The following is a 22241-nucleotide window of genomic DNA, read 5'->3' as shown; positions in this document are numbered from 1 at the left end:
CTTCCCTTGAGGTCCAGTGCCAGCAGCAGGCCGCAGAACCCGAGAACAAGAGATCCAGCGTCAATCGTGACTCATCCTCACAAGAAAGCAGTCGCGGATCGAATATGCGAGAGCGGCGTTCCGGAATCCGTGCTGGTCGACCATCCGTTGGATGGTCGTTCAGAGGACTCACTCGTTCAAGGGGGGCGCATCGTAGCACGTGAGGATTTTCCGAACCTCTGATTTCCCGCTCGTCGGGCCCTGCACGACTCCCGCACCGGCACCGGCAAAGAGTGATGTGGTGTCAACTGATCAGCCGTACCTGCTCGTCCTATCCGCTGCGTGGGTTGGATGAGTGCCGGGCCTCCAGGCCCCCAGGGACAGTTCCTCCCCGACTCTCCCCGTCAAGCTGATCGAGGGATGTTGCACCACTCGTCCACCGGTGGGGCTCAACCCAAGGACGGCGGATCCGCGTGGGTCCGGACACGCGGCGACGGGAGAAGCGCACTCTTCCGCGCCGCGAACGGCATGAACATCACGAGCGTCGCACTCCTGTCGCTCGGGTGCGCGGCCGCAGTTGGGTGAGGAGTGTAGAGGGGGCATGACCTGCCGCAAGCCTGGTGAGCGGGCAGGCCGGGCGGCCGGGCCGTCGGCATCGGTACAGACCGCGGCGCGGCAGCAGGGCGGCCGGGTGTCCCTCGCACGGGTGGGCGAGGGGGCGTGACCCGGGGAGCGGGAGGTCGTTCTCCCGACCATGCGAAAGATCATCTCGACCGTGACCCTCGCCCTGGCCGCCGCGGCCCTCACCACCCCCGCCCACGCCGACGACGACAGCAGCTTCGGCGGAGGCGTCAACGGGGCGAACAACTGGGACTTCACCGCCGCCGCCGTCTGCCTCCAGGAGGTCGCCGTCGTCCCCGTCCTGGGCGACTACGTCTCCGACCACGTCAACAACTGCTCCAACGGCAACGTCATCGACCCCTCGGGCAGCTAGCGAAACCGCCCCCGGCCACCCCTCCCGCCGCACGGGCCGGTCCCACGCGGCGGGAGGGCTGGCGCCCGGGTCAGAGGCCGACGACCCGGGCCGCTCCGCCGCACAGCCGTCCGAGATCGTCCGGGTCCGAGGTGAGGACGGTGACGGGGCGGGGCGAAGCGAGTGCGGTGGCGGCGACCACGGCGTCGAGCGCGTACCGGTGGCCGTGCAGACCGGCCGCTGCCAGCAGTCTGCTCGCCTCCCGCGCGATCACCTCGCTTGCCGGGACCACGTTCACACGGGAGACCGCGAAGTCGAGTCGCGCCTGGGGGACCTCGGGGTCGCGTGCCTCGACCAGCGTGACGGCGCTGACGACCACGCGGAGGTCCTCGGCCTCCGCGGCGGCGAGCCATTCCGTCAGTCCGCGATCACGGACGACCACCCTGGACAGTCCCTCGCAGTCCAGCAGCAGGGTCCCGCTCACGCGGCGCCCGCCGCGCCCGTGGGGCCGGCCTCGCCGCGCAGCAGCGCTCTGCGTGCCTCCACGGCGGCCGGGTCGACCTCTCCGTGCTCGCGCTCCGCGGTGTCGATGAGTTCCCGCAGCCTGTCCCGCTCCAACTGCCGCTGGACGAGTGCCTCGATGTAGGCGGACATGCCGCGTTTCCCCGTGCGCGCCTTGAGGGCGGCGATGGTCCCCTCGTGGAGGGACACCGAGATCGGTCGAACGGCTCCCTCGCCGGGAGCGGGGTCGTCTGCCACCATGAGCATCAATTTAACAATCCTTTTGTTAATCAGCGAGGCGTGGTGGACCGCTCAGCACGCCGCCGCCAGTGCCGCGCCCCGTGCCGCCCCGGGGGGAGGGCAGTCGCGGCAGCGGCCGGGCAGCGGGGCGCGGAAGGCGCGTTCGCAGCCGTCGCAGGTCTGCCAGGGCAGGACGGCAGGTCGTGCCGGGGGCGTGGCGAGGGGCTGCTCCGGCAGGGCCGGGGGCAGCTCCCGCAGGCGGTAGGCGAGGATCCGGGCCGGGCGGGCCCGCAGCGGATCGGGCAGCCGGGCGGTCAGGTGCCCGGTGATCTCCTCGGGGCCGAAGCCGAGCGCGAGCCACCGGCCGACCTCCGGCGCCAGCCGGTCGACCTCGTGGCGCGAGAGCACCAGCCGCCGGTCCGCCAGGCGCAGCGAGGCGAGCAGCGCGGCGGCTCTCGGATCCGGTGCCGGGTCCGGTGCCGGGGGCGGAGGGGCGGGGCGGCCCGCCTCCGGGCGGGCGGCGGACGGGGACGGGGCGTCCGGCCGCGCGGCGGGCGCCTCCGGCACGGGAGCGGGCGCGCCCACCGGCCGCGGGGCCTCGGCCCCCGCCTCGGCCGCCGCCCTGCCGGCCGGCACGTCGTGGAAGAAGGTCCGGGTGCGGATCACGCCGCCCGGCCCGCGCTCGCGGCGGCGCTCCAGGTAGCCGTCCGCCTCCAGCTCGCGCAGGGCGCGCGAGATCAGGATCTCGCCCTCGGTGAAGTGCGCGCAGAGGGCGTCGATGCGGACGGGGGCGCCGTCGGGGAGGGAGAGGATGTACGCCGCGACGCCGACCGTGACGGCGCTTCCCCGGCGCTGGGCAAGCGAGTTGGCGATCACGGCGAAGTCGGACGTGAGCCGGGTCCGGACGTGGATCACGCCGGAGGCGGGTGTTCCGGTGCGGGCGCGCAGGGGCGCGTTAGACTTCGGTTCAGCCATCGGGAAGCGTCTTCTTCCTGAGAGGTCAGGCCCTCGTTCGGGATGCCAGTCCCGGCGGGGGCCGTCCTGTGTCTGGGTCTTTGCCGCGAACGTAGCCGCCCGCTCACCGGCCCCGCAAGCCGTTCACCCGTCCGGGTGAGGCCGGGAGGGGAGGGAGGGCGGGAGGGTTCTTTTCCCCGGTTCTTGAAGGGAGTTCGCGCCCGACCGGACCCCGGCGGACCGCCCCCCGGCCGCCCCCGGCGACTCCTCGTCCCCCGGCTCCCCGCCCCACCGGACCGCGGTCCGCTCAGCCCCGGTCGACCGCGCCCCGGCCGCGCTTGAGGTGGGTGAGGAAGGTGGTCCAGGGTGCGGTGTGGAAGGTGAGGTTGGGGCGGTCGGGGTCCATGAAGGCGGAGATCGAACGCCGCTGGGGCACCATCGACCTGATCGACATCCTCAAGGGGAGATCAACGATGGCTTGCAGGTGGTGGAGAACTGGAATAGCGCCAACCACGACGTGTTCTACGGCAAGGACGGCGACCTGACCGGCTCGGACAAGGAGAGCCAGGAAGTCTCCATGCTGGCACTGCACTTGCTCCAGTCGGCGTCGGTGCACGTCAACACGCTTCTGCTCCAGGACATTCTGTTTGAGGAGAAGTGGCAGGCCCGCCTCACTGACGCGGACCGGCGGGGCTGTCCCCGCTGTTCTGGACGCACGTGAACCCTTACGGAAGGTTCGAGCCGGACACGAGATCCCAGCTCACGCTCATGCGGAAAGGCGTGGTGCCCGGCCCCCGAACCACGCCCGGCTCGCTGGCGCCCCTCTCGGCGCCGGACGCTGCGGCCCTCGACGGAGGCGGGCGGCCGTAAAGGTGCCCGGGATGGCGGGTTGCGGCCTCGCGCCGCTCGTGTGTTCCGGCTCCTCCAGCCGCGCCATTACTGCCCCGGGAGTCAGCTCCCCGCCGGCCATGTGCTGCGCCAGGTCGCTGCGGTGGCTCCGGTCAGCCGGCGCAGTATCACCGCGGTCATCGCCCGGTACGCCTGCGACTCCGAACGGGTGTCGGTGTCGGCGGCGACCTTGTCCAGCAGCGCGATGCCGGCGGCGAGCGCCACCACCGCGATCGCCAGGCGCAGCACGTCAACGGCCAGGCCGCGCTTGCGGCCCGGTACTTCTTCTGCCGCATCACACCCCGTCGACTGTTCAGGCACCCCAGTCGCCGCGTGCACGCTCTGGGTGTCGGGCACCGCCAGATTCGGGTCCGCCTTCCGCCGCGCCTTCCCCCAGCTCGGGACCGACCTGCGCGGGGGCGACGTCCAGCAGTCGCCGTCGCGCCCAGAACAGCAGCGCCAGCACACCCACCACAAGAACCGCGTTGGCTGCGTACTTGGAGGTGAGGGAGACCCCTCCGAGCGGCTCGACCATGAAGGACAGCCCCGCGTTGGCCACCAGTGCGGCGCCGCCGACCGCCAGTGCGTGCCCGCGCCCCCACCGCGCCCGCCCGGACCACCATGCCACCAGCCCGCCGAGCAGAACGAGTGTCAGCAGATCGAGAGCGGTCCCCGGCCGGCTCCCGGGCAGCACGTGGTGCACCGTCATCAGCGCCACGGCGATGCTCCCGGCCAGCCACGGGGCTGGCACCCATCCGGAACGCCGCAGGGAGGGACGACGCGGCACCAGGAAGGCCGCCGCCGCCAAGGCGATGGCTGCTGCCGCGGCGACGGCGAGTTGTGCGGGCGAGGCCATGAAGTCCTTGGTGTGCTCTCGGAAGATCACCAGCACCGCCAGCCCGTAGAGCACCGCCATCACCACCATTCCGGCCCTGCCCAGCCACGGCCGGCCGGCCACGCGTGGCGCGCAGGACTCGATCACCGCGATCGGCGCGGCGAAGCTCCAGATCACGTGACCCGCAACGAAGTCCAGTACGTGGTTGAGGCTGATCCCCAAGACGGGGATCACCGTGGGCAGCCGCTCCAGGTCCCAGGATGGTTCGTCGACGAAGTCGGGGTTGAACAGACTCTGATCGACCAGCCCGGCCTGGATCACGCCGAACGCACCGCTCAGCAACAGGATCGACGGCCATCCGCGCCCGGTCCGACGAGTCACCTCGCGGATCACCACGGCAGCAGTTCCATAGAGCGGAGCCAGGATCAGCAGCCCGGTGAGCAAGTCCAACGGGCGCCCCATGACTTCCAGGTAGCCGATGAGGTATTCGGCGCATATAGGGGAAAGCAGCAGCAGTCCGAGGATCGGTCCGAACCTGCGCCGCAGCGGAGGTATCGGACAACGGGCGGTGCGGGCTGAGGCCATGGGCGGTCCTTCGTTGTCGGGGCAGCGGCTGGCTCGCCAATACTAGACCGAGCGCTCGGTTTATTATTGCTCCACGGGACCGCTAAAGTGGAAGCGCTCCACGAGGACTCAGCCAGGAAGGGTGCGATGAGAACGGTCGACCCGGCCAAGCACCAGGCGCGCCGACGGCACATCCTGGACGCCGCGACCGGCCTGTTCGCGGCCAAGGGCTACGAGCGCACCACCACCGCCGAGATCTGCAAGGCCGCCGGGATCAGTGCGGGCAACCTGTTCCACTACTTCCCCAACAAGCGGGCGATCTTCCTCGCAGTGTTCGACGAGGAGGGCGACGACAAGGCCGAACGCCTGGTCAAGGCCCGGGGTGCCGACGACCCGTGGCAGGCGCTGATGGATCTCGTGGACCACCTCGCCGCCCCGGCAACCGAGCCGGTGGTGCCCGCACTGGTGATGGAAGCGATGGTCCAGGCCTACCGCGACCCCGAACTCGAAGCGCTGCTGAGCCGCGGCAACGCCGACGAACACGCGGCGATCGCCGCGCTGCTGACACGAGCCGCCGACGACGGCCTGATCGACCCCGAGCTGGACCCGGACAGCACCGCAACATGGATCACGGCCCTGATCGCCTCGGTCTACACCAGCGCGGCCACCAGCCCCGGCTTCGATCCGGCCGACCAGCTGCCCACCCTCCGCCTCATCCTGACCCGCTACCTCCAGGCGAAGCCGCACAGCTCCTAGCGACAGCCCCGGTAGCCGTGCTCCTCCCGAAGGGCGAAGCGGTTTGAGTGATCCGGGAGTAGGGGGCCGGTGAGGATGGCCAAGGCGACCGCCGCGAGGAACCGGCCCACGTCCCAGACCCCGCTCCTCACCGTGACGTCGTCCTTGAATCGGGTGGCCACCGTGCATGGGGTTCATGGGGCATGTCGCGGACCTGCGGTCCAGGTCGGCGACGTCCCCGGACCCCGCCCTGCCATCCCCGACCGGGCGTCACTGTGATTACAGAGAGCTACTTGTCATGTCGCCGTAGCTTCGGGAGGACAGGGCCCAGATCCCCGTGGGTTCACGGAAACCGAAGGTCCTTCAGCCTGAACCCACGGGTGCACCGGTCTGCTTCAGGTCGGTAGACCCGTGGGTTCGGTTGGAACACGAGGGTGCTGCGTGAGTCGAAGAGCTTCGGTCGTGACATCAGCGTCGAACTGCGCCTGTGTTCTGTCGCCGTATTCGAGGACGTCGTAGTCGTCGTCCAGGTTGGCGAGTTGCTCGGCCAGAGGCAGCTCGCGCCCGAAGCGCTGATGGATTCTGAAGGCCAGCTCGCGTGGCGTCAGTTCGCCGGCCAGCATCCGGGCGGCAAGTGCTCGCGCCGCGGCTTCGTGTCCGGCAACGCTGCCCGCTGGGTGGAAGGTGAGGCCCAGTTCGTCGAGTGCCGGGGGAAGGAGGTCGGGGACGTCGTGGTCCGCCTCCGTGCGCGTGCACGCGGCCAGGATCCGTAGGGCAGGACTGTCGAGGCCGGAAACGAGCGCATCACAGGCAGCGGTGACGACGTCGGTTGCGCGGATCTCGCCCATGCTCCAGAGAACGGCGCGGTCCCCGTACGTCTGTTTCCGGGCGCAGTTCGGGGCGACGCCGCGAGGGGCGCGCCTGGCCCGGCGGGTCGCGGTGCGGCACCTGGGCGAGTGGGGGCATCCGCCCGCCTCGGAGCTGGCGTGCGCGGCGGCCCTGGTGGTGGCGGAACTCGCGGGGAACGCCGTCCGCCACGGGCGGGTGCGCGGGCGGGACTTCGGGCTGCGGCTGGAGCTGAGGGAGGCGGACGGGGGCGGCCGCGGTGTGCTGCGCGTCGAGGTGGCGGACGCCGCCGAGGCCCGGCCCCCGACCTCGGTCCGCGTGCCCTGCACAGACGAGGAGTCGGGGCGCGGGCTGGTCCTCGTGGACGCCCTGGCGGAGCGCTGGGGGGTGGAGCGCCGGGTGCCGGTGGGCAAGACCGTCTGGGCGGAACTGGAGTACGGGGCACGGGGGTAGAGGGTGCCGGGGACGTTCCCTCCGGGCGGCGGGCTCCGGGACGGAAACCCGGTGGGCGTGCCGGCGATCGGGTGCCATGATCGCCCGGTGGTCCGCGACCCGGCACGCCGCTCTGCGGCCCCGGACCGGGCGCCACGACAGCCGACGACGGAAGGTGCCCGGCATGCGCAGGCTTGTCCACTACATCGCCACCACTCTCGACGGGTTCATCGCGGGCCCGGACGGTGCGGACCCCACCGGCCCGGACGGCTTCTGGCCCGTGCCCGAGGACTACCTGCGCCACCTCGTGGCCGAGTACCCGGAGACGCTGCCGGTCCAGGCGCGGCAGGCGCTGTCCGTCACGGCGGAGGGCACGCACTTCGACACCGTGCTCGAAGGGCGGCGCACCTACGAGATCGGCCTGGCGGCCGGGATCGCCAACGCCTACCCCCATCTGCGTCATCTGGTGTTCTCGCGGACCCTGACCGAGTGCCCCGATCCGGCCGTCGAGCTGGTCGCCGGCGACCCGGTGGAGACCGTGCGCGCACTCAAGCGGCAGGAGGGCAAGGACATCTGGCTTCTCGGCGGCGGTGAACTCGCGGGCTCCCTGTACGCCGAGATCGACACGTTGATCCTCAAGGTCGGCCCGCTGACCATCGGCGACGGGATCCCGCTGTTCTCCCGCAAGGCGGCCTTCGACCCGCGTACCTGGACCCTCGCGGACCACACGGTTCTCGGGAGCGGCGCGGTGTTCCTCACCTACACGCGCGCCGACGGCTGAGCGCCCCGGGCCGGGCGGAGGCACCCCCCCGTGGGCGGGTCGGCGGGCCCGGTGCGGACGGCGGGGCCGTCGGTGGCATGATCATGATGGCGAGATATCTTCGTCGTGCGGTGCGTCGAGCCTTCTCCGTGCCGCTTCAGGGAGGGGAAAGACAGCTATGCGTTCGACTCTGCTCCGGCGGGTGGCGGCATTCGCCACCACCCTGGGGCTCGCGTCCCTCGCCGTGCTCGGCGCGGGGGCCGCGCCCGCGCAGGCGGATATCAGCGACTGCCCCAAGGGCTACTTCTGCGGCTGGGAGGACTGGTTCGGCAGAGGCGCCATGTTCAAGACCAAGACCGACATGGCGACCCTCGGGGCGTGGGACAACCGCTTCTGGGCATTTCTGAACCACACATCCAAGTTCGCCTGCCTGCACAATGACCCACACTTCGGGACGACCGAGTTCGTCGATACTCAATACCCGGCCCCGACGGGTGAGCATTGGAACCAGAGCAGGGGCACCATCAGCTCGATCAGGTTCGTCTCCACCGCGCGCGAGTGCACGGGCAACGCCTACCCCCAGTGGACGTCGTATCCCGCGAGCAAGGGCATCGGCTTCTCGGACATGAACGGCGACCGCCGGTCCGACGTCCTCGTCCGGGACACCGCGGGCCGTCTGTGGTTCCTGCCCGGTGACCAGTCGGGTCGGCTGGTGGGCAGCGGCGGCTGGAACGGGATGAGCGCCCTGACGCGCCACGGTGACTTCAGCCGGGACGGGCGGGAGGACGTCCTCGCGCGGGAGGCGTCGACGGGCAGGCTGTGGATGTACCCGGGTTCGGGCAACGGCGGCTTCACCTCCCGGAAGCTGATCGGGGTCAGCGGCTGGAACAGCATGACCCACATCACCGCTTTCGGAGACCTGACCGGCGACGGGCGCTCCGACCTGATCGCGGTGCAGAAGTCGACGGGCAAGCTGTACCTGTACCCGGGCACCGCGTCCGGTGGTCTGGGGAGCCGGAAGCTGATCGGCGCCGGTGGCTGGAACAGCATGAACGCCCTGCTCGCCATGGGCGACACCAACGGCGACGGCCACCCCGACCTCTACGCCCGGGAGGCCGCCACCGGCAGGCTCTGGCTCTACCCCGGCCGTACCGGCGGGGTCAGCGCCCGCAAGCTCATCGGCTCCGGCGGCTGGAACAGCATGAAGGACCTGGTCGCCGTCGACGAGAACGCCGACGGCGTCCCCGACCTGATGGCCACCACCAGGTCCAACTGGGTCTCCCAGGAGTGCCGCGGCGTCGGCTGCCAGCTGGTCTACACGGGCCGCGGGACGGGTGGTGTGGCCGCCGGTGTGGTCGTCGGCGACTACTGGAACCAGCTGAACGGCGCCTTCTGACCCGCTCGGGTCGTGGGACCGGGTGAAGGGGCCTCCGCCGTCGGCGGAGGCCCCTTTCCGTCGGGTCGCCCTCGCGGCCGCCCGCTCACGCGGCTGACGCGGCTCACGGCTCACGCGCCCCACCCGGCCCCACCCGGGCTCACGCGGGGAAGCGGCGGCCCACCCAGCGCCAGACGAACTCCAGCAGCAGGCCGGAGGCCGCGGCGATGCCGACGGCGGCCCAGGGCATCACGGTGCCGACCAGCTTCAGCGCGAAGAAGTGCTGGAGCCAGGGGACGACGAGGACCAGCAGGAAGCCCCCGCCCATCGTCGCCACCAGGGCGATCCGCCACCAGGTGTAGGGGCGGGCGATGATCGCCAGCACCCACAGCGAGACCAGGAAGAGGCACAGCGTGGCCGCGCTGGTCTCCGCGTCCAGCGCCCCCGTGCCGCTGTAGTGGGAGCGGGCCAGCAGGTAGGTGGAAAAGGTGGCCGTGGCCGCGATCAGCCCGGAGGGGATCGCATAGCGCATCACCCGGCGCACGAAGTGGGGCCGGGCGCGCTCCTTGTTGGGTGCGAGGGCCAGGAAGAAGGCCGGTACGCCGATGGTGAGCGTGGACAGCAGCGTCAGGTGCCGCGGCAGGAAGGGGTACTCCACCTGCCAGCAGACGACGAGGATCGCCAGCAGCACCGAGTAGACGGTCTTCGTCAGGAAGAGCGTCGCCACCCGGGTGATGTTGCCGATCACCCGGCGGCCCTCGGCCACCACCGACGGCAGGGTGGCGAAGCTGTTGTTGAGCAGGACGATCTGCGCCACCGCACGGGTCGCCTCGGAGCCGGAGCCCATGGAGACGCCGATGTCCGCGTCCTTGAGCGCCAGCACGTCGTTGACGCCGTCGCCGGTCATCGCGACGGTGTGGCCGCGCGACTGGAGCGCGCCGACCATGTCCCGCTTCTGCTGCGGGGTGACCCGTCCGAAGACCGCGCCCTCGTCCAGGCGCTCGCCCATCGCCTCGGGGTCCTTCGGCAGCTCCCGGGCGTCTACCGTGGCCGAGGCCCCGGGCAGGCCCAGCTTGGCGGCGACCGCGCCGACGGCGACCGCGTTGTCGCCCGAGATCACCTTGGCCGAGACGTTCTGGTCGGCGAAGTAGCGCAGGGTGTCCGCGGCGTCGGGCCGCAGCCGCTGCTCCAGCACGATCAGGGCGGCGGGCTTCGCCCCCCGGGCCGGGGACGGACCGTCGAGGTCGCCGGAGGCCTGTGCCAGCAGCAGGACCCGCAGGCCCTCGCGGTTGAGGGCGTCGACCTCCGCGAGGGCGGGGTCGTGGGCGTCGAGCAGCACGTCGGGGGCGCCGAGCAGCCAGGTCGAGTCCGTCCCGTCGCCCTCGCTGAGGGCGGCTCCGCTGTACTTGCGCGCGGAGGAGAACGGCAGCGACTGGGTGCAGCGCCACTCCTCGTCGTCCGGATACGCCTCGATGATCGCCTGGAGGGAGGCGTTGGGGTGGGGGTCGCTCGCCCCGAGTGCCCCCAGCACCTTCCGGACGTACGCCTCGTCGGCGCCGCCGAGCGGGCGCAGCCCGGTGACGTCCATGCCCCCTTCGGTGAGGGTGCCGGTCTTGTCGAGGCAGACGACGTCGACGCGTGCCAGCCCCTCGATCGCGGGCAGTTCCTGCACCAGGCACTGCTTGCGGCCGAGCCGGATCACGCCGATGGCGAAGGCGACGGAGGTGAGCAGCACCAGGCCCTCGGGGATCATCGGCACGATGCCGCCGACGGTCCGGGCGATGGAGTTCCGCAGGTCGTTGTCCTTGACGACCAGCTGGCTGATGATCAGCCCGAGTGCGGTCGGGACCATCATCCAGGTCACGTACTTGAGGATGGTGGAGATGCCGGAGCGCAGTTCGGAGTGGACCAGGGTGAAGCGGGACGCCTCCTCGGCGAGTTGGGCGGCGTAGGCCTCTCGGCCCACCTTGGTCGCGGTGAAGGCGCCGCCGCCCGCGACGACGAAGGACCCGGACATGACGGTGTCCCCGGGGTGCTTGACGACGGGATCGGCCTCGCCGGTCAGCAGCGACTCGTCGACCTCCAGGCTGTCGGCCTCCGCGACCAGGCCGTCGACCACCACCTTGTCGCCCGGGGCCAGTTCGACCAGGTCGCCGAGGACGATCTCGGAGGTGGACACGGGGGCGCTGACGCCGTCGCGCCGGACGTGCGGCTTCGCCTCGCCGATCACCGCGAGGGAGTCGAGGGTGCGCTTGGCGCGCAGCTCCTGGACGATGCCGATGCCGGTGTTGGCGACGATCACGAAGCCGAAGAGGCTGTCCTGGATCGGCGCGACGAACAGCATGATCCCCCACAGCACGCCGATGATGGCGTTGAAGCGGGTGAAGACGTTGCCGCGGACGATGTCCGCGGTGGACCGGGAGCTGCGCAGGGGGACGTCGTTGACCTCGCCCCGGGCGACGCGCTCGGCCACTTCGGCGGCGGTGAGCCCGCGCGCGGGCGCCTTCGCCGCGGCGGCCGGTGCCGCGGCCGGTGCCGTGCCCGTTCCGGGGGCGGGAGGGGGCTGCGGGGGGTGTACGGGGTCGAGTTCGGCGCCTGCGCCGACGGCGGGGCTGCCGCCGGGGATGTGGCCGTTCGGCTCGGGGCCGTCGGAGTCGATGTCCGCCCGCTGGGTCATGTTCCGACGGTACGGGGCGGGCAGCCGCCTCACCCCCCGAGGGTGCCGAAGATCCGACCGGGGGCGTAGGCGAATCGTCCGCGGGGACCACGGGCGGGTGCCGGGTGCCGGGTGCCGGGTGCCGGGCCTCGGGGGCGCGGGGCGGTGGTTCCGGAGGGGTCAGGAGGCGGGGGAGGAGGGGTCCGGCTCCCGGGCCGGAGGGCCGCCGTCCTCGGCCGCCCGCGCGCGCTTGATGGCGGCGTCCCGTCCGCGGACGTACCAGATGCCGATGAGGCCGAGGCCGCCGCCGGCCAGGCAGGTCCACACCCACCAGGTCAGGTCGCGGTCGTCGAACCAGCCGTAGAACGGGACCTGCACGAGGAACAGCGCGAACCACAGGATCGTGCCGCCCGTGATGGTGGCGACGATCGGACCCTCAAGGGGTTCGGGTGCCTCGTGCCTCGGGGTCCACTTCGCCATGGGGCCAGTGTAGGTCGGCCGGGGGCCGGGGCCGACGGGGGTCCGGGCGGGGGGACCTGCTTCCGCGCCCGGCCGTCGGACCCCTTGCGCCCCAAGGCTCTACGCGCGGAGATAGCGATCTTCCCCTCATATATTCATACTGAAACCGATTACGGCTGACTGGTTCCCGTCGGAGGAAGCTCCAGACCCAGCCGGTTTTTTGTGCCTCCCCCGTCCCCTCGCCCGACTGAGGTTCCGCATGCCCTCCTCGGCCACCGCCACGGTCGACACCCCCGACCTGCCGCCGCCGGCTCCCCGGCCCGCGAACGGGCTGGACCGCTACTTCGCGATCTCGGAGCGCGGCTCCACGGTCGCCCGGGAGGTCCGCGGAGGGTTCGCCACCTTCTTCGCGATGGCCTACATCCTGGTGCTCAACCCGATCATCCTCGGCAGCGCCGAGGACATGTACGGGCACCAGCTCGACGGAGGCCAGCTGGTCACCGCCACGGTGGTCACCGCCGCCTTCTCCACGCTTCTGATGGGTGTGATCGGCAACGTCCCGATCGCCCTCGCCGCGGGCCTCGGCGTGAACACCGTCGTCGCGCTCCAGCTCGCCCCCCGGATGTCCTGGGCCGACGCCATGGGCATGGTGGTCCTGGCGGGCTTCGTGGTCATCCTGCTGGTGGCCACCGGGCTGCGCGAGCGCGTGATGAACGCCGTCCCCCTCGGGCTGCGCAAGGGCATCGCGATCGGCATCGGCCTGTTCATCATGCTGATCGGCCTGGTCGACTCGGGCTTCGTCTCGCGCGTCCCGGACGCCGCCGGGACCACCGTGCCCCTCGGGCTGGGCACCGGCGGGCACCTCACCGGCTGGCCGGTCCTGGTGTTCGTGCTCGGCACCCTGCTGACGCTGGCGCTGCTCGTGCGCAAGGTCCCCGGGGCGATCCTGATCTCCATCGTGGTGATGACGGCCCTCGCGATGGCCGTCCACGCGGTCGCCGACGTCCCGAGCTGGGGCCTGACCACGCCCGAGTGGCCCGGCAACCCGGTGGCGGTGCCCGACTTCGGCCTCTTCTGGGAGTTCAGCCTGTTCGGGGGCTTCGGGAAGGTCGGCCTGCTGACCGGCTGCCTCTTCGTCTTCACCGTGCTGCTGTCCTGCTTCTTCGACGCGATGGGCACCATCCTCGGCGTGGGCGACGAGGCCGGGCTGATGGACCGCGACGGCAACCTCCCCGGCATCAACCGGGTCCTGGTCGTGGACGGCATCGCGGTCGCCGCGGGCGGTGCGGGCTCCGCCTCCGCCAACACCTGCTTCGTGGAGTCCACGGCCGGCGTCGGCGAGGGCGCCCGTACGGGCCTCGCGTCCGTGGTGACGGGCCTGCTGTTCTCGGTGGCGCTCTTCCTGACACCGCTGGCCACCATGGTCCCCTCGCAGGCGGCCACGCCGGCCCTGCTGGCGGTGGGCTTCCTGATCCTGGCCGGCTCCGTGCGGGACATCGACTGGAGCGACTACACCATCGCCGTCCCCGCCTTCCTGGCCATGGTGATGATGCCGTTCACGTACTCGATCACCAACGGCATCGGCATCGGCTTCATCGCCTTCACCGTGCTGCGCCTGGTCGCGGGGCGCGGCCGCGAGGTCCCGGTCGCGATGTACGCGGTGTCGGCGGTGTTCGTCTTCTACTACGCGATGCCCGCGCTCGGCCTGACCTGACCCGGCTCCCCCCGCGGCCGGTCGGGGCGGGCCGCCGGGCCCGCCCCGGCCGCGCCCGTGCCCTCCTCGTCGGGAAGGGGAGCGGCGGGCCGGTGCCCCTGGGAGGCGGTGGGCGGGCCGTAGAACCTCTCCGTCTCGTCGACCGAGGTCTTGAACCGTTCGTCGAAGTCGTCGCGGACGAGCGTGCGCACCACGTAGTCCTGGACGGTCATCTGCCGTCGTGCGGCATGCTGCCGGAGCCGGTCGAGCAGCTCACCGTCTATCCGCAGGCTGAGCACTGTCGATCCCATGCGTGCCAGGGTCACCGGGAAGCGGTCGCCGCTGGGTCGGTTTCCGGCCTGAACTCACTCCTTCGGGTGATGCCTCCCCCGGTGGGTATACCCCTGGTCTTTAGCATGGGTAATGAGTTACGCTAAAAAACATGCCTGATCTGTCCCACGGCCATGACGAGGACGTCGACGCCGTGAACGCCCTGCGCTCGGCCGTGATGCGGCTGGGCCGACGCCTGAAGCACCAGCGCGTCGACGAGTCGCTCAGCCCGACGGAGATGTCCGTGCTCGGCACCCTCGCGCGCTGCGGCTCCGCGACCCCCGGCGAACTGGCCCGCAAGGAGCACGTCCAGCCGCCGTCGATGACCCGCATCGTCGCCCTGCTGGAGGCCAAGGGGCTGGTCAGGCTGGCGCCGCACCCCGACGACCGACGGCAGAAGGTCGTCAGCCAGACCGAGCAGGCCGAGGCCATGCTCGACGAGAGCCGCCGCAAGCGGAACGCCTGGCTGACCGCCCTCGCCGAGGGCCTGGACGAGGACGAGTGGGCCAGGCTGCGCGCGGCCGCCCCCGTCCTGGACAAGCTCGCGCGGATGTAGCGCCCGCCGCGGCGGGCCGGCCGGTACGCCGGACGGCTGTAGCGGCCAACCTCCGCCGCGGCGCCCATCATCCGAAACCGGGCGGCACGCCCGGCACGACCGCACGACCGCACGACTGCACAAGCGAGGCCCGGAGCGAGCGAACAGCGAAGGCGTCCGGAGCGCGCGTACACCGATACAGAGGAGGCGAGCCCCTTTGAGTACGGGACCCGGAGCAGACTCCGCCCCCGCACCGCACACCCACGACACCACCGCACCCCCGCAGAAGCAGACGATGTTCAGCTCGCTGAGGATCCGGAACTACCGGCTCTTCGCGATCGGGCAGGTCGTCTCCAACACCGGCACCTGGATGCAGCGCATCGCCCAGGACTGGCTGGTGCTCACCCTGACCGGATCCGCCTCCGCGGTCGGCATCACCATCGCCCTCCAGTTCCTGCCGATGCTGCTCTTCGGCCTCTACGGCGGCGTCCTCGCGGACCGCCTGCCCAAGCGGAGGCTGCTGCTCGGCACCCAGGGCGCCATGGGCCTGACCGGCCTCGCCCTCGCCCTGCTGACGCTCAGCGGCCAGGTGCAGGTCTGGCACGTCTACCTCACCGCCTTCCTGCTGGGGCTGGTGACCGTGGTCGACAACCCCGCCCGGCAGTCCTTCGTCGCCGAGATGGTCGGCCCCGGGCAGCTGCGCAACGCCGTCTCCCTGAACTCCGCGAACTTCCAGTCCGCCCGGCTGGTGGGCCCGGCCGTCGCGGGCGTGATGATCACTGCCGTCGGCAGCGGCTACGCCTTCCTCTTCAACGGGCTGTCCTTCCTGGCGCCGATCGCGGGCCTGCTCATGATGCGCCCCGCCGAACTCCACAAGGTCGAACGCGCCCCGCGCGGCAAGGGCCAGCTGCGCGAGGGCCTGCGCTACGTGGCCGGGCGTCCCGAGCTGGTCTGGCCGATCGTGCTCGTCGGCTTCATCGGGACCTTCGGCTTCAACTTCCCGATCTGGCTCGCCGCCTTCGTCGACGAGGTCTTCGAGTCCGGCGCGAGCACCTACGGGCTGCTCAACACGCTGATGGCCGTCGGCTCGCTGATCGGCGCGCTGCTCGCCGCACGGCGCGGCACCTCCCGGCTGCGGGTGCTGGTCGGCGCGGCCGTGCTCTTCGGGCTGCTGGAGGTCGTCACGGCCTTCGCGCCCACGTTCTGGATCTTCGCGGCGCTGATGGTCCCGATCGGCATGTTCGGCCTGACCGTGAACGTCACCGCGAACTCCAGCGTCCAGATGGCCACCGACCCGCTGATGCGGGGGCGCGTGATGAGCCTGTTCATGATGGTCTTCACCGGCGGCACGCCCGTCGGCGCCCCGGTCGTCGGCTGGGTGACCGACACCTACGGCCCCCGGGTCGGCTTCGCCGCGGGCGGAGCGGTCGCCATGCTGGCCGCGGCGGGCGTCGGTGTGATGCTCGCGCGGGCCGGCGGCCTGCGCCTGTCGGTGGGGTGGCACCACGGCCACCCGCGGGTGCGCTTCGTGCCGCGGGAGCGGCTGGCCGCGGCGGCGTAGGCGGCGGCCGGGAGGTGCCCGGCCGCGAGCCCGGGGAGGTCCCGGGGGAGGCCAGCGGCCCGGTCGGGGGGGAGGTCAGCGGCCCGGTCCGGCGCCGGGCGCGTCCGTTCGCCCCGCGGAGTCCGGCTGTCGGCTCTCGGGGCGCTCCGCGGGCCGTGGGGCCGCGGAGCCCTCGGGGGCGGGCGTGCCGTGCGCGGCGGCCGGGAGGCCGCTGTGCAGGATCTCGCGCCCCTGCTCCGCGGCGCGAGCGGTGCTCTCGGCGACGAAGTCCAGGAAGCGGGCGATGTTCCCGAACCGGACACCGGCCGGGGTGCCGGAGCCGAGGACGCCGACGCCCTCCTCCGCCGTCCGGGCGATCCGGGTGACGGCCCGGGCGCTGGCCATCATCGACTCGTACATGATGTCGTCGTCGATCGCGTAGCGCTCGCGGCGGCGCTCGTCGCGCTGCCGCCGGACCATCCCCTGGCCCTCCAGGAACGCGATCGCCTTGGACACGGACGCCGGGCTGACGTCGAGGTGCCGGACGAGTTCGGCGGCCGTGAGGCTGCCGCTGTCGGTGAGACCCAGGGCGGCCATGACCCGGGCCATCATCGCGGGCATCCCGGACTGCATCATCGCCGTGGTGAAGCTCTCCTCGAACGCGCGGACCGCCCCGTCGTCGCGCCCGTGGGCGCGCACCGGCGCCCTCGGCCCCCGGGGAGCGGCCCGGCGGCGCCGGGCGCGCTGCCCCGTGGCCCGCTGGGCGAGGTCGGCGCGGTAGGCGGTGGGGCCGCCGTTGCGCATGACCTCGCGCGTGACGGTCGAGGTCGGGCGCCCGAGGCGCCGGGCGATCTCCGCGTAGGCGAGGCCGTCGGCCAGCCCCGACGCGATCTGCTGACGCTCCTGCTGGGTGAGCCTGCCTCCCGGCACCGCGGCCTCCTCACGGCCCTCGTCCCCCGGCGGGACCGTGCGGCCCGCCGTCGCCCAGCCTAGCGTTCACCTCCAGTCCATTGCAATGATTGATCGGACGGTCGTTGCGTTATCGGGCAGATTCATTGCAATGATTAGACGGCCTTGAGCTGCTGTTATCTTGCTGCATCGCAATGAGAGTGTTGATGCATCTGTGAACGCAACGTAGCGTTTCTTTCATTGGAAACCTTGTGGAGGAGAGCTCGATGCAGACGTTCGACACCCCCGCCCCCATCTCCGCCGTCCTCGACATCCCCGCCGGGACCATCCGGCTCGTCGCCGGCGACCGCACCGACACCACCGTCGAGGTCCTGCCCGCCGACGCCGCCAGGAGCCGCGACGTCCGTGCCGCCCGGGAGGTCCGGGTCGCCTACCGCGACGGCGTCCTGCGCATCACGGCCCCGGAGGCGCGCAAGCGGCCCCTCGGGCACTCCGGCGCGGTCGAGGTGGCCGTCCGGCTGCCCGCCGGCTCCCACGTCGAGGCCACCACGGCCGCCACCGTGCTGCACGGCACCGGGCGGCTGGGCACCGTCGCCTTCCACGGCGCGCAGGGGGAGGTGCGGCTCGACGAGGCCGGCGGCGCCCGCCTCACGGTCCAGGACGGCGACATCGTGGTCGGCCGCCTCACCGGACCCGCCGAGATCAGCGCGTCCCGGGGGAACCTGACGGTCGACGAGGCCGAGCGGGGCACGGTCACCCTCCGCACCGCCCAGGGCGACATCAGCGTCGGCGCCGCCCGGGGGACCTCGGCCGCCCTCGACGCCGGCACCTCCTCCGGCCGGATCCGCAACGCCCTCGGGAACGCGCAGGGAACGCCCGACCTGACGATCCACGCGACCACCCAGCAGGGCGACATCACCGCCCGCAGCCTCTGACCCCGGGACACCGCCCCCTCCCGCGCCTCCCCTCGCTCCCCGCGCACCCCCCACGCCCCACCCGCGCCGAACGGGCCCCCGTCACCGCCCCGGCCGCCCGGCGGCCCCGCCGTGTCCGGTCGCGGCCCGGCGCGCGCCGGGCCCCCAGGAGGGTGGGCACCGGCATCATGTGCGCATGAGACTCTTCGCCGCCGTGCTGCCGCCGCCGCGGGCCGCAGAAGAACTCGCCGAGGCGCTCGGCGGCCTGCGGGACCTGCCCGGTGCGACGGGGCTGCGCTGGACCGGGCGCGCCGGATGGCACTTCACCCTCGCCTTCATGGGCGAGGTCGACGACGGCCTCCTGCCCGAACTCCGCGAACGCCTCGGCAGGGCGGCCCACCGCACCCCCGCGTTCCCGCTGCGGCTGCGCGGTGGCGGGCACTTCGGGCGCCGGGCGCTCTGGGTCGGCACGGACGGGGACGCCGGGACGATGCGGCTGCTCGCAGAGCGCTCCCTGGCGGCGGCCCGCCGCACCGGGATCACCGTCGACGCCCACCGCCCCTACACGCCCCACCTGACCGTCGCCCGGGCGCGCGAGGACACCGACCTGCGCCCCTACGCGGAGGCCCTCCGCAGCTTCGAGAGCCTGTCCTGGCAGGTCGACCGGCTGTGCCTGGTCCGCAGCAACCTTCCGGTGCGGGGGGTGCGGGGCGAGCAGCCGCGCTACGAGACGGTCGGGTCCTGGACCCTGCCGGACCCGGGTTAACCTCGAAGCGTGAACCCGAAGACCCGCAACCGGATCATGGCCGCCGCGCTGGTGCTGCTGTTCGCGATCGTCGCCGTGGCCGGCGCCCTGGGCTGAGCCCGGCCGGCCCCGCCGCACCGTCGCCGCCCCGCAGCCCCCGCGGTGCGGCGCACCCCAGTCCCGCGTACACGCGGTCCCGACGCACGGAGTGCGGGCCGCGCCTGCGCGACCCGCACCCCTCCGGCCCGTCGGCCTCAGCGCCCCCGCCGCTCCCGCGCCGCCGCGGCCAGCGCCCCGCGGTGGTGCAGCAGCAGCCGCCCCGCGACGAGGGCGGGCAGAAGCATCAGCATCCACAGGGCCGCGGGCGCACCCGCCACGATCCACACCAGCAGGGTTGCGGAGAGATAGACACCGCTCAGAATTCCCAGGTCCTTCGCCACGTTCAGCACTTGTACCGCTTCCATCCCGTGATCACGCCCACGTAGCTGACCTTCCATTCCACGCACTGATTCGCCTTGGCCGCATCCTGCATCTGGGACCGCAGCGACGCCATCTGCGCGGTGAGTGCCGCCCCGCAACCGGCAGCGGCGACGGCATTCGGAATCTTGGCGCACGCCATCACCGTTGCCACGGCGGCGAAATGGTAGACCGACGTGCCGGCGAGCTTCTTCACCTCCGTCTTGCCGAACCGCAGATAGATGCTCCAGCCGAGCGAGACCTTCGGGTCGGCGACGACCGGGAACACGGTCCCCGCGTCGGGGGACACGGTCTGGACGAGGCGGTCGCCCTCCAGCCGGTAGGCGGTCCGAACGGCCCTGCCGCGGGCGTCCTTCGCCCAGGGGGCGTCGATCGCACCGAGCACCGCCGTGGCGCCGGGCCCCTCCTCCCGGACGATCAGGTACCCGCCGGTCCCGTCCGGGGCGAGCCGTGCGCCCTCCGGCAGATCGAGGTCGAATCGGTGGACGCGGGCCGCCGAGCGGTCCTTCAGCGTGACCAGGGCGCGGGCTCCGCCGTCGGCCGTCGGCTGCACGGCCAGATCCACGTCCTCGCCGCCCGCGCCCGGATAGACGACGGTGCCGGAGCCGGTCGCGACCCCTGCCACGCCCTCGGCCTCGGGCAGGCCCAGACGCACACGGCTGCCGTCCGCCGCGCTCAGCTCCACCAGTCCCCCCGCCTCCGCGGGGGCCGTGACGGTGACCTGCCCGGCGGCGGTGCCGGTGACGGCCTTCGCGGCCGCGTCCGGCGCGGGCGCCGTACCGGGCACGAGGTCGGCGACACCGGTCGCGTGCTCCACCACCGCGGCCGCGCGCTCCGCCGGGGCTCCACCGCTCCCGGTGCCGGCGTGGGCCGGGACGGCAGTGGCCAGAACCGCGGCTGCGCTGAGCGCGGATATCCCCGCAAGGATTCCGGAGCCCCCCGATCGCCGCAAGAAAACAGACGACAACGTCATTCCCCTCATGGTGCGATGGCAGGGGTCGGCGTCGCGTTCCGAGTCTGCTCTTCCCGCCCCCTGCGTCAAGGCCGTGGTCAATGGCCTTGAGGCGCCGATGCGGCGCGAGGAAAGAAGTACCACGCGGGGTCGCAGGGCTCAAGAAGACCCGTTCCCCGTCACCGGGAGTCCTTTCCCGGGGAAATTCCGGCGGATTTCGCGTGTGATCCCTTGGGTCCGGCATTCTTGATTGCCCGTCATGCGCCCGCTCCGGCCGAGGGGATTCGCCCGCGGTGTGATCCGGAACACCGTGCGGCCCCTCCGGCGGTGAAAAGACGTTCCCGTCACCGCCGGTCCGCCGGTAGTGTCCCGCTCGCCCGGACCGTCCCGCCAGGCCGTCCCGCCCCGCGCCCGGAGCCAGCGGCCCCGCCCGGCCACCGACCCCCGAACGGAGCGCCCCATGCCCGAAGCAGACGGCACGGACGTCGACGCCGCCGCACTCCTGGCGCTCGCACTCCGGCACCTCGACGACCACGACACCCGCCGCCCGTTCACCCGGATACCGACCGTCGACGACTCCGCCGCGCAGCCCTTCCGCCCCTTCCCCGCCCTGGCCGTGGCCATGGCCGGGCACGTCCTCTCCGCCTGGGAGGTCAGGACCTTCCGGGTCGAGCGCGCCCGACCCGGCGAGCGCATACGGTTCTTCACCGCGCAGGGCGGCGACCCCCGGCGGGTGTTCCGCGCGTGCACCCTCTTCGACGCCGAACTGGGCACCCAGCGGGTGGCCGAACTGTGCGGGCACTCCCTCTGCACCAACAAGGCGCCCCTCGGCCCCGGGAGCCGGTGCGCCGACCACCTCGGCGACCCGGTGCCGGACGGCTGCGCCCCGGGGTACTGGCTGCGCCGGGCGGGCGCGGCCGCGAGGTCGGTCGAGAACGGCCGTGGTGCCCTCACGGAGACGGAGGGCCTGGCCGTGCACGCGGTCCGCAGCGGTCTGCCCGTGGGGGAGGTCTCCGCGGCGACGGGGCTGCGCGAGTGGGCGGTGCGCGTGCTCACAGGGGAGCCCGCCCGAGTGCCGGAGGGCGTCGACGACTCGGACGATCCCGCGTGCTGGCCGCTCGTCCTGGCCCCGGTGCGCGACATCACCGCGGCGGACGTCCACCGCGTCCGCGCCCTCGGGGAGGACGGCGGCCCCGCCGAGCCCGCCCCGGAGGCGGTGCTCGCCCGCGCGGAGCGCTGGTACTTCTGCGAACCGCTGCGCGAGAACGGGCCGTTCCTCGTCCAGGGGGAGGAGGACTGCGCATTCACCCTGGAGTGGTGGCAGGTGCAGGACCACCTCCCGGAGCACCGGCTCGCCCGCCTCGGCGACGAGCGCCGCCGACGGGAACTGTACGAGCCGCCCTGCTCCTGCGACGACTGCCGCTACTGAGGCGCCTGTTCGCGACCGCCTGGCCCTGCGGCACCGCCGCCCGTGGGCGCCCCGTGCCCCCGCCCCGGTGGTGCCGGGCCGCTCCCGGCTCAGTCGCCCGCGGGGCAGAGGTCGACCGAGAGCACCCGGTTCCCCCGCGTCCCGTACCCGGGGAAGGTGACGACGCCGCCCGGGGCGGCCGTACGGCAGGGCACCGCCGTGCCGTCGAGATAGGCGACGGTGACCCGCTGGGGGTCGGCGCAGCTGTTGGTGACGAAGGTGTACCGCCAGCCCGAGGAGTGGGTGACGCATCCGGGGGCGGGGTCGGCGGCGGCCCCCGGGGCGCCCGTGAGCGCCGCCGTGCCGGCGAGGAGGGCGGGGAGGGCGAAGCGGACCGCGGAGCGTGCGGAGAGTCTCATCGGGGTTCCCTTGGGTCGGTGGCCGGGGCGGCGGGGACGCGGGGTTTCCGGCGTCGCTCCGTGACCGGAAGCCTAGGGATGCCCGGCGCCGCGCTGAAAGATTTTGCGGCAACTTGCGCAAT

26 protein-coding genes are annotated in these 22241 nt (G+C 72.6%); 12 read left to right on the top strand and 14 right to left on the bottom strand.

The genetic code is table 11. From position 1 onward, the window contains the following. The first annotated feature begins 733 nt into the window (after window positions 1–733). Complete coding sequence (locus tag NPS70_RS11885; protein WP_256524134.1) at window positions 734–973, top strand: hypothetical protein; 240 nt, start codon at window positions 734–736, stop codon at window positions 971–973. A gap of 70 nt (window positions 974–1043) precedes the next feature. Here the strand turns inward: NPS70_RS11885 and NPS70_RS11880 are convergent, their stop codons facing one another. From NPS70_RS11880 to NPS70_RS11865, 4 genes are all read right to left on the bottom strand, one after another. Next, a complete protein-coding gene (locus NPS70_RS11880) occupies window positions 1044–1436 on the bottom strand; it encodes a DNA-binding protein (protein ID WP_256524133.1) in 393 nt (130 codons plus the stop codon). Further along, window positions 1433–1714, bottom strand: coding sequence for a hypothetical protein (locus tag NPS70_RS11875; RefSeq protein ID WP_256524132.1), 282 nt, complete (start codon window positions 1712–1714; stop codon window positions 1433–1435). Before NPS70_RS11875 ends, NPS70_RS11880 begins: the two co-directional genes overlap by 4 nt. Window positions 1715–1765: 51 nt before the next feature. Further along, on the bottom strand, window positions 1766–2668 hold the full coding sequence (locus tag NPS70_RS11870) for a hypothetical protein (RefSeq protein ID WP_256524131.1): 903 nt from the start codon (window positions 2666–2668) through the stop codon (window positions 1766–1768). Window positions 2669–2954: 286 nt separating this feature from the next. Then, window positions 2955–3107 (bottom strand): hypothetical protein, encoded by a 153-nt coding sequence (locus tag NPS70_RS11865; RefSeq protein WP_256524130.1) that lies wholly within the window; start codon window positions 3105–3107, stop codon window positions 2955–2957. 24 nt (window positions 3108–3131) lie between these two features. Here NPS70_RS11865 and NPS70_RS11860 point away from each other — a divergent pair, with 24 nt between their 5' ends. After that, window positions 3132–3368 carry a transposase gene (locus tag NPS70_RS11860; protein WP_256524129.1) on the top strand — a complete coding sequence of 79 codons (237 nt, stop codon included), beginning with the start codon at window positions 3132–3134 and terminating at the stop codon, window positions 3366–3368. A gap of 230 nt (window positions 3369–3598) precedes the next feature. Here NPS70_RS11860 and NPS70_RS11855 read toward each other — a convergent pair whose 3' ends face one another. Continuing rightward, window positions 3599–3856 (bottom strand): hypothetical protein, encoded by a 258-nt coding sequence (locus NPS70_RS11855; protein WP_256524128.1) that lies wholly within the window; start codon window positions 3854–3856, stop codon window positions 3599–3601. Beyond that, complete coding sequence (locus tag NPS70_RS11850; RefSeq protein WP_256524127.1) at window positions 3849–4955, bottom strand: hypothetical protein; 1107 nt, start codon at window positions 4953–4955, stop codon at window positions 3849–3851. The genes NPS70_RS11855 and NPS70_RS11850 overlap by 8 nt, the downstream gene beginning before the upstream one ends. 126 nt (window positions 4956–5081) lie before the next feature. Here NPS70_RS11850 and NPS70_RS11845 point away from each other — a divergent pair, with 126 nt between their 5' ends. Next, window positions 5082–5690 carry a TetR/AcrR family transcriptional regulator gene (locus tag NPS70_RS11845; protein ID WP_256524126.1) on the top strand — a complete coding sequence of 203 codons (609 nt, stop codon included), beginning with the start codon at window positions 5082–5084 and terminating at the stop codon, window positions 5688–5690. Window positions 5691–6064: 374 nt separating this feature from the next. Here NPS70_RS11845 and NPS70_RS11840 read toward each other — a convergent pair whose 3' ends face one another. Further along, entirely contained in the window at window positions 6065–6517 is a 453-nt protein-coding gene (locus tag NPS70_RS11840; protein ID WP_256524125.1) for a hypothetical protein, read from the bottom strand. Between NPS70_RS11840 and NPS70_RS11835 the strand changes: the two genes are divergently transcribed. The 3 genes from NPS70_RS11835 (at window position 6516) to NPS70_RS11825 (ending at window position 9103) form a co-directional block, all read left to right on the top strand. Beyond that, window positions 6516–6968 carry an ATP-binding protein gene (locus tag NPS70_RS11835; protein WP_256524124.1) on the top strand — a complete coding sequence of 151 codons (453 nt, stop codon included), beginning with the start codon at window positions 6516–6518 and terminating at the stop codon, window positions 6966–6968. The two genes, NPS70_RS11840 and NPS70_RS11835, sit on opposite strands and share 2 nt — an antisense overlap. Window positions 6969–7131: 163 nt before the next feature. After that, window positions 7132–7728 carry a dihydrofolate reductase family protein gene (locus tag NPS70_RS11830; RefSeq protein WP_256524123.1) on the top strand — a complete coding sequence of 199 codons (597 nt, stop codon included), beginning with the start codon at window positions 7132–7134 and terminating at the stop codon, window positions 7726–7728. Window positions 7729–7885: 157 nt separating this feature from the next. Then, window positions 7886–9103 carry an FG-GAP-like repeat-containing protein gene (locus tag NPS70_RS11825; RefSeq protein WP_256524122.1) on the top strand — a complete coding sequence of 406 codons (1218 nt, stop codon included), beginning with the start codon at window positions 7886–7888 and terminating at the stop codon, window positions 9101–9103. A gap of 139 nt (window positions 9104–9242) precedes the next feature. Here the strand turns inward: NPS70_RS11825 and NPS70_RS11820 are convergent, their stop codons facing one another. Further along, window positions 9243–11759, bottom strand: a complete 2517-nt coding sequence (locus NPS70_RS11820; protein ID WP_256524121.1) for a cation-translocating P-type ATPase — start codon at window positions 11757–11759, stop codon at window positions 9243–9245. A gap of 159 nt (window positions 11760–11918) precedes the next feature. Next, window positions 11919–12218, bottom strand: a complete 300-nt coding sequence (locus NPS70_RS11815; RefSeq protein ID WP_256524120.1) for a DUF2530 domain-containing protein — start codon at window positions 12216–12218, stop codon at window positions 11919–11921. A gap of 238 nt (window positions 12219–12456) precedes the next feature. Here NPS70_RS11815 and NPS70_RS11810 point away from each other — a divergent pair, with 238 nt between their 5' ends. After that, window positions 12457–13911: an NCS2 family permease gene (locus NPS70_RS11810; RefSeq protein ID WP_256524119.1), complete on the top strand. Its 1455-nt coding sequence runs from the start codon at window positions 12457–12459 to the stop codon at window positions 13909–13911. Here the strand turns inward: NPS70_RS11810 and NPS70_RS11805 are convergent. Further along, window positions 13881–14201, bottom strand: coding sequence for a hypothetical protein (locus NPS70_RS11805; RefSeq protein ID WP_256524118.1), 321 nt, complete (start codon window positions 14199–14201; stop codon window positions 13881–13883). The genes NPS70_RS11810 and NPS70_RS11805 overlap by 31 nt on opposite strands. Before the next feature lie 131 nt (window positions 14202–14332). On the opposite strand from NPS70_RS11805, the gene NPS70_RS11800 reads away from it, so the two are divergent. Further along, window positions 14333–14776 (top strand): MarR family winged helix-turn-helix transcriptional regulator, encoded by a 444-nt coding sequence (locus tag NPS70_RS11800; protein ID WP_256524117.1) that lies wholly within the window; start codon window positions 14333–14335, stop codon window positions 14774–14776. 196 nt (window positions 14777–14972) lie between these two features. Next, window positions 14973–16316: an MFS transporter gene (locus tag NPS70_RS11795; protein ID WP_256524116.1), complete on the top strand. Its 1344-nt coding sequence runs from the start codon at window positions 14973–14975 to the stop codon at window positions 16314–16316. 75 nt (window positions 16317–16391) lie between these two features. Here NPS70_RS11795 and NPS70_RS11790 read toward each other — a convergent pair whose 3' ends face one another. Further along, window positions 16392–17225, bottom strand: coding sequence for a helix-turn-helix domain-containing protein (locus NPS70_RS11790; protein ID WP_256524115.1), 834 nt, complete (start codon window positions 17223–17225; stop codon window positions 16392–16394). Between the two features lie 245 nt (window positions 17226–17470). Between NPS70_RS11790 and NPS70_RS11785 the strand changes: the two genes are divergently transcribed. Together NPS70_RS11785 and thpR are read left to right on the top strand one after the other, a co-directional pair. After that, window positions 17471–18139, top strand: coding sequence for a DUF4097 family beta strand repeat-containing protein (locus NPS70_RS11785; RefSeq protein WP_256524114.1), 669 nt, complete (start codon window positions 17471–17473; stop codon window positions 18137–18139). A 175-nt stretch (window positions 18140–18314) separates the two neighbouring features. Then, window positions 18315–18884, top strand: coding sequence for an RNA 2',3'-cyclic phosphodiesterase (gene thpR / locus NPS70_RS11780; protein WP_256524113.1), 570 nt, complete (start codon window positions 18315–18317; stop codon window positions 18882–18884). Between the two features lie 233 nt (window positions 18885–19117). Here the strand turns inward: thpR and NPS70_RS11775 are convergent, their stop codons facing one another. Next, a complete protein-coding gene (locus tag NPS70_RS11775; protein WP_256524112.1) occupies window positions 19118–19327 on the bottom strand; it encodes a hypothetical protein in 210 nt (69 codons plus the stop codon). Beyond that, complete coding sequence (locus NPS70_RS11770) at window positions 19306–20160, bottom strand: hypothetical protein (protein WP_256524111.1); 855 nt, start codon at window positions 20158–20160, stop codon at window positions 19306–19308. Before NPS70_RS11770 ends, NPS70_RS11775 begins: the two co-directional genes overlap by 22 nt. Before the next feature lie 592 nt (window positions 20161–20752). On the opposite strand from NPS70_RS11770, the gene NPS70_RS11765 reads away from it, so the two are divergent. Then, the gene (locus NPS70_RS11765; protein WP_256524110.1) at window positions 20753–21721 is read left to right on the top strand and encodes a hypothetical protein; all 969 of its coding nucleotides are present in this window, start codon (window positions 20753–20755) and stop codon (window positions 21719–21721) included. Window positions 21722–21810: 89 nt separating this feature from the next. Here the strand turns inward: NPS70_RS11765 and NPS70_RS11760 are convergent, their stop codons facing one another. Further along, window positions 21811–22119 carry an alpha-amylase gene (locus NPS70_RS11760; RefSeq protein WP_256524109.1) on the bottom strand — a complete coding sequence of 103 codons (309 nt, stop codon included), beginning with the start codon at window positions 22117–22119 and terminating at the stop codon, window positions 21811–21813. Window positions 22120–22241 lie beyond the last annotated feature (122 nt).

It is taken from the genome of Streptomyces sp. C10-9-1 (assembly GCF_024497955.1).
GTDB lineage: Bacteria > Actinomycetota > Actinomycetes > Streptomycetales > Streptomycetaceae > Streptomyces > Streptomyces sanyensis.
Note: the sequence above shows the minus strand (reverse complement) of the source record. Positions and strands in the feature narration are given on the sequence as shown.

What these genes read in the sequence shown, in the direction of transcription:
- NPS70_RS11835 (WP_256524124.1), top strand. Translation starts at nt 6,516, where the DNA reads ATGCTCCAGAGAACGGCGCGGTCCCCGTACGTCTGTTTCCGGGCGCAG.
- NPS70_RS11875 (WP_256524132.1), bottom strand. Translation starts at nt 1,714, where the DNA reads ATGGTGGCAGACGACCCCGCTCCCGGCGAGGGAGCCGTTCGACCGATC.
- NPS70_RS11760 (WP_256524109.1), bottom strand. Translation starts at nt 22,119, where the DNA reads ATGAGACTCTCCGCACGCTCCGCGGTCCGCTTCGCCCTCCCCGCCCTC.
- NPS70_RS11800 (WP_256524117.1), top strand. Translation starts at nt 14,333, where the DNA reads ATGCCTGATCTGTCCCACGGCCATGACGAGGACGTCGACGCCGTGAAC.
- thpR (WP_256524113.1), top strand. Translation starts at nt 18,315, where the DNA reads ATGAGACTCTTCGCCGCCGTGCTGCCGCCGCCGCGGGCCGCAGAAGAA.
- NPS70_RS11775 (WP_256524112.1), bottom strand. Translation starts at nt 19,327, where the DNA reads ATGGAAGCGGTACAAGTGCTGAACGTGGCGAAGGACCTGGGAATTCTG.
- NPS70_RS11885 (WP_256524134.1), top strand. Translation starts at nt 734, where the DNA reads ATGCGAAAGATCATCTCGACCGTGACCCTCGCCCTGGCCGCCGCGGCC.
- NPS70_RS11785 (WP_256524114.1), top strand. Translation starts at nt 17,471, where the DNA reads ATGCAGACGTTCGACACCCCCGCCCCCATCTCCGCCGTCCTCGACATC.
- NPS70_RS11825 (WP_256524122.1), top strand. Translation starts at nt 7,886, where the DNA reads ATGCGTTCGACTCTGCTCCGGCGGGTGGCGGCATTCGCCACCACCCTG.
- NPS70_RS11845 (WP_256524126.1), top strand. Translation starts at nt 5,082, where the DNA reads ATGAGAACGGTCGACCCGGCCAAGCACCAGGCGCGCCGACGGCACATC.
- NPS70_RS11830 (WP_256524123.1), top strand. Translation starts at nt 7,132, where the DNA reads ATGCGCAGGCTTGTCCACTACATCGCCACCACTCTCGACGGGTTCATC.
- NPS70_RS11765 (WP_256524110.1), top strand. Translation starts at nt 20,753, where the DNA reads ATGCCCGAAGCAGACGGCACGGACGTCGACGCCGCCGCACTCCTGGCG.
- NPS70_RS11815 (WP_256524120.1), bottom strand. Translation starts at nt 12,218, where the DNA reads ATGGCGAAGTGGACCCCGAGGCACGAGGCACCCGAACCCCTTGAGGGT.
- NPS70_RS11820 (WP_256524121.1), bottom strand. Translation starts at nt 11,759, where the DNA reads ATGACCCAGCGGGCGGACATCGACTCCGACGGCCCCGAGCCGAACGGC.
- NPS70_RS11805 (WP_256524118.1), bottom strand. Translation starts at nt 14,201, where the DNA reads ATGGGATCGACAGTGCTCAGCCTGCGGATAGACGGTGAGCTGCTCGAC.
- NPS70_RS11810 (WP_256524119.1), top strand. Translation starts at nt 12,457, where the DNA reads ATGCCCTCCTCGGCCACCGCCACGGTCGACACCCCCGACCTGCCGCCG.
- NPS70_RS11850 (WP_256524127.1), bottom strand. Translation starts at nt 4,955, where the DNA reads ATGGCCTCAGCCCGCACCGCCCGTTGTCCGATACCTCCGCTGCGGCGC.
- NPS70_RS11840 (WP_256524125.1), bottom strand. Translation starts at nt 6,517, where the DNA reads ATGGGCGAGATCCGCGCAACCGACGTCGTCACCGCTGCCTGTGATGCG.
- NPS70_RS11870 (WP_256524131.1), bottom strand. Translation starts at nt 2,668, where the DNA reads ATGGCTGAACCGAAGTCTAACGCGCCCCTGCGCGCCCGCACCGGAACA.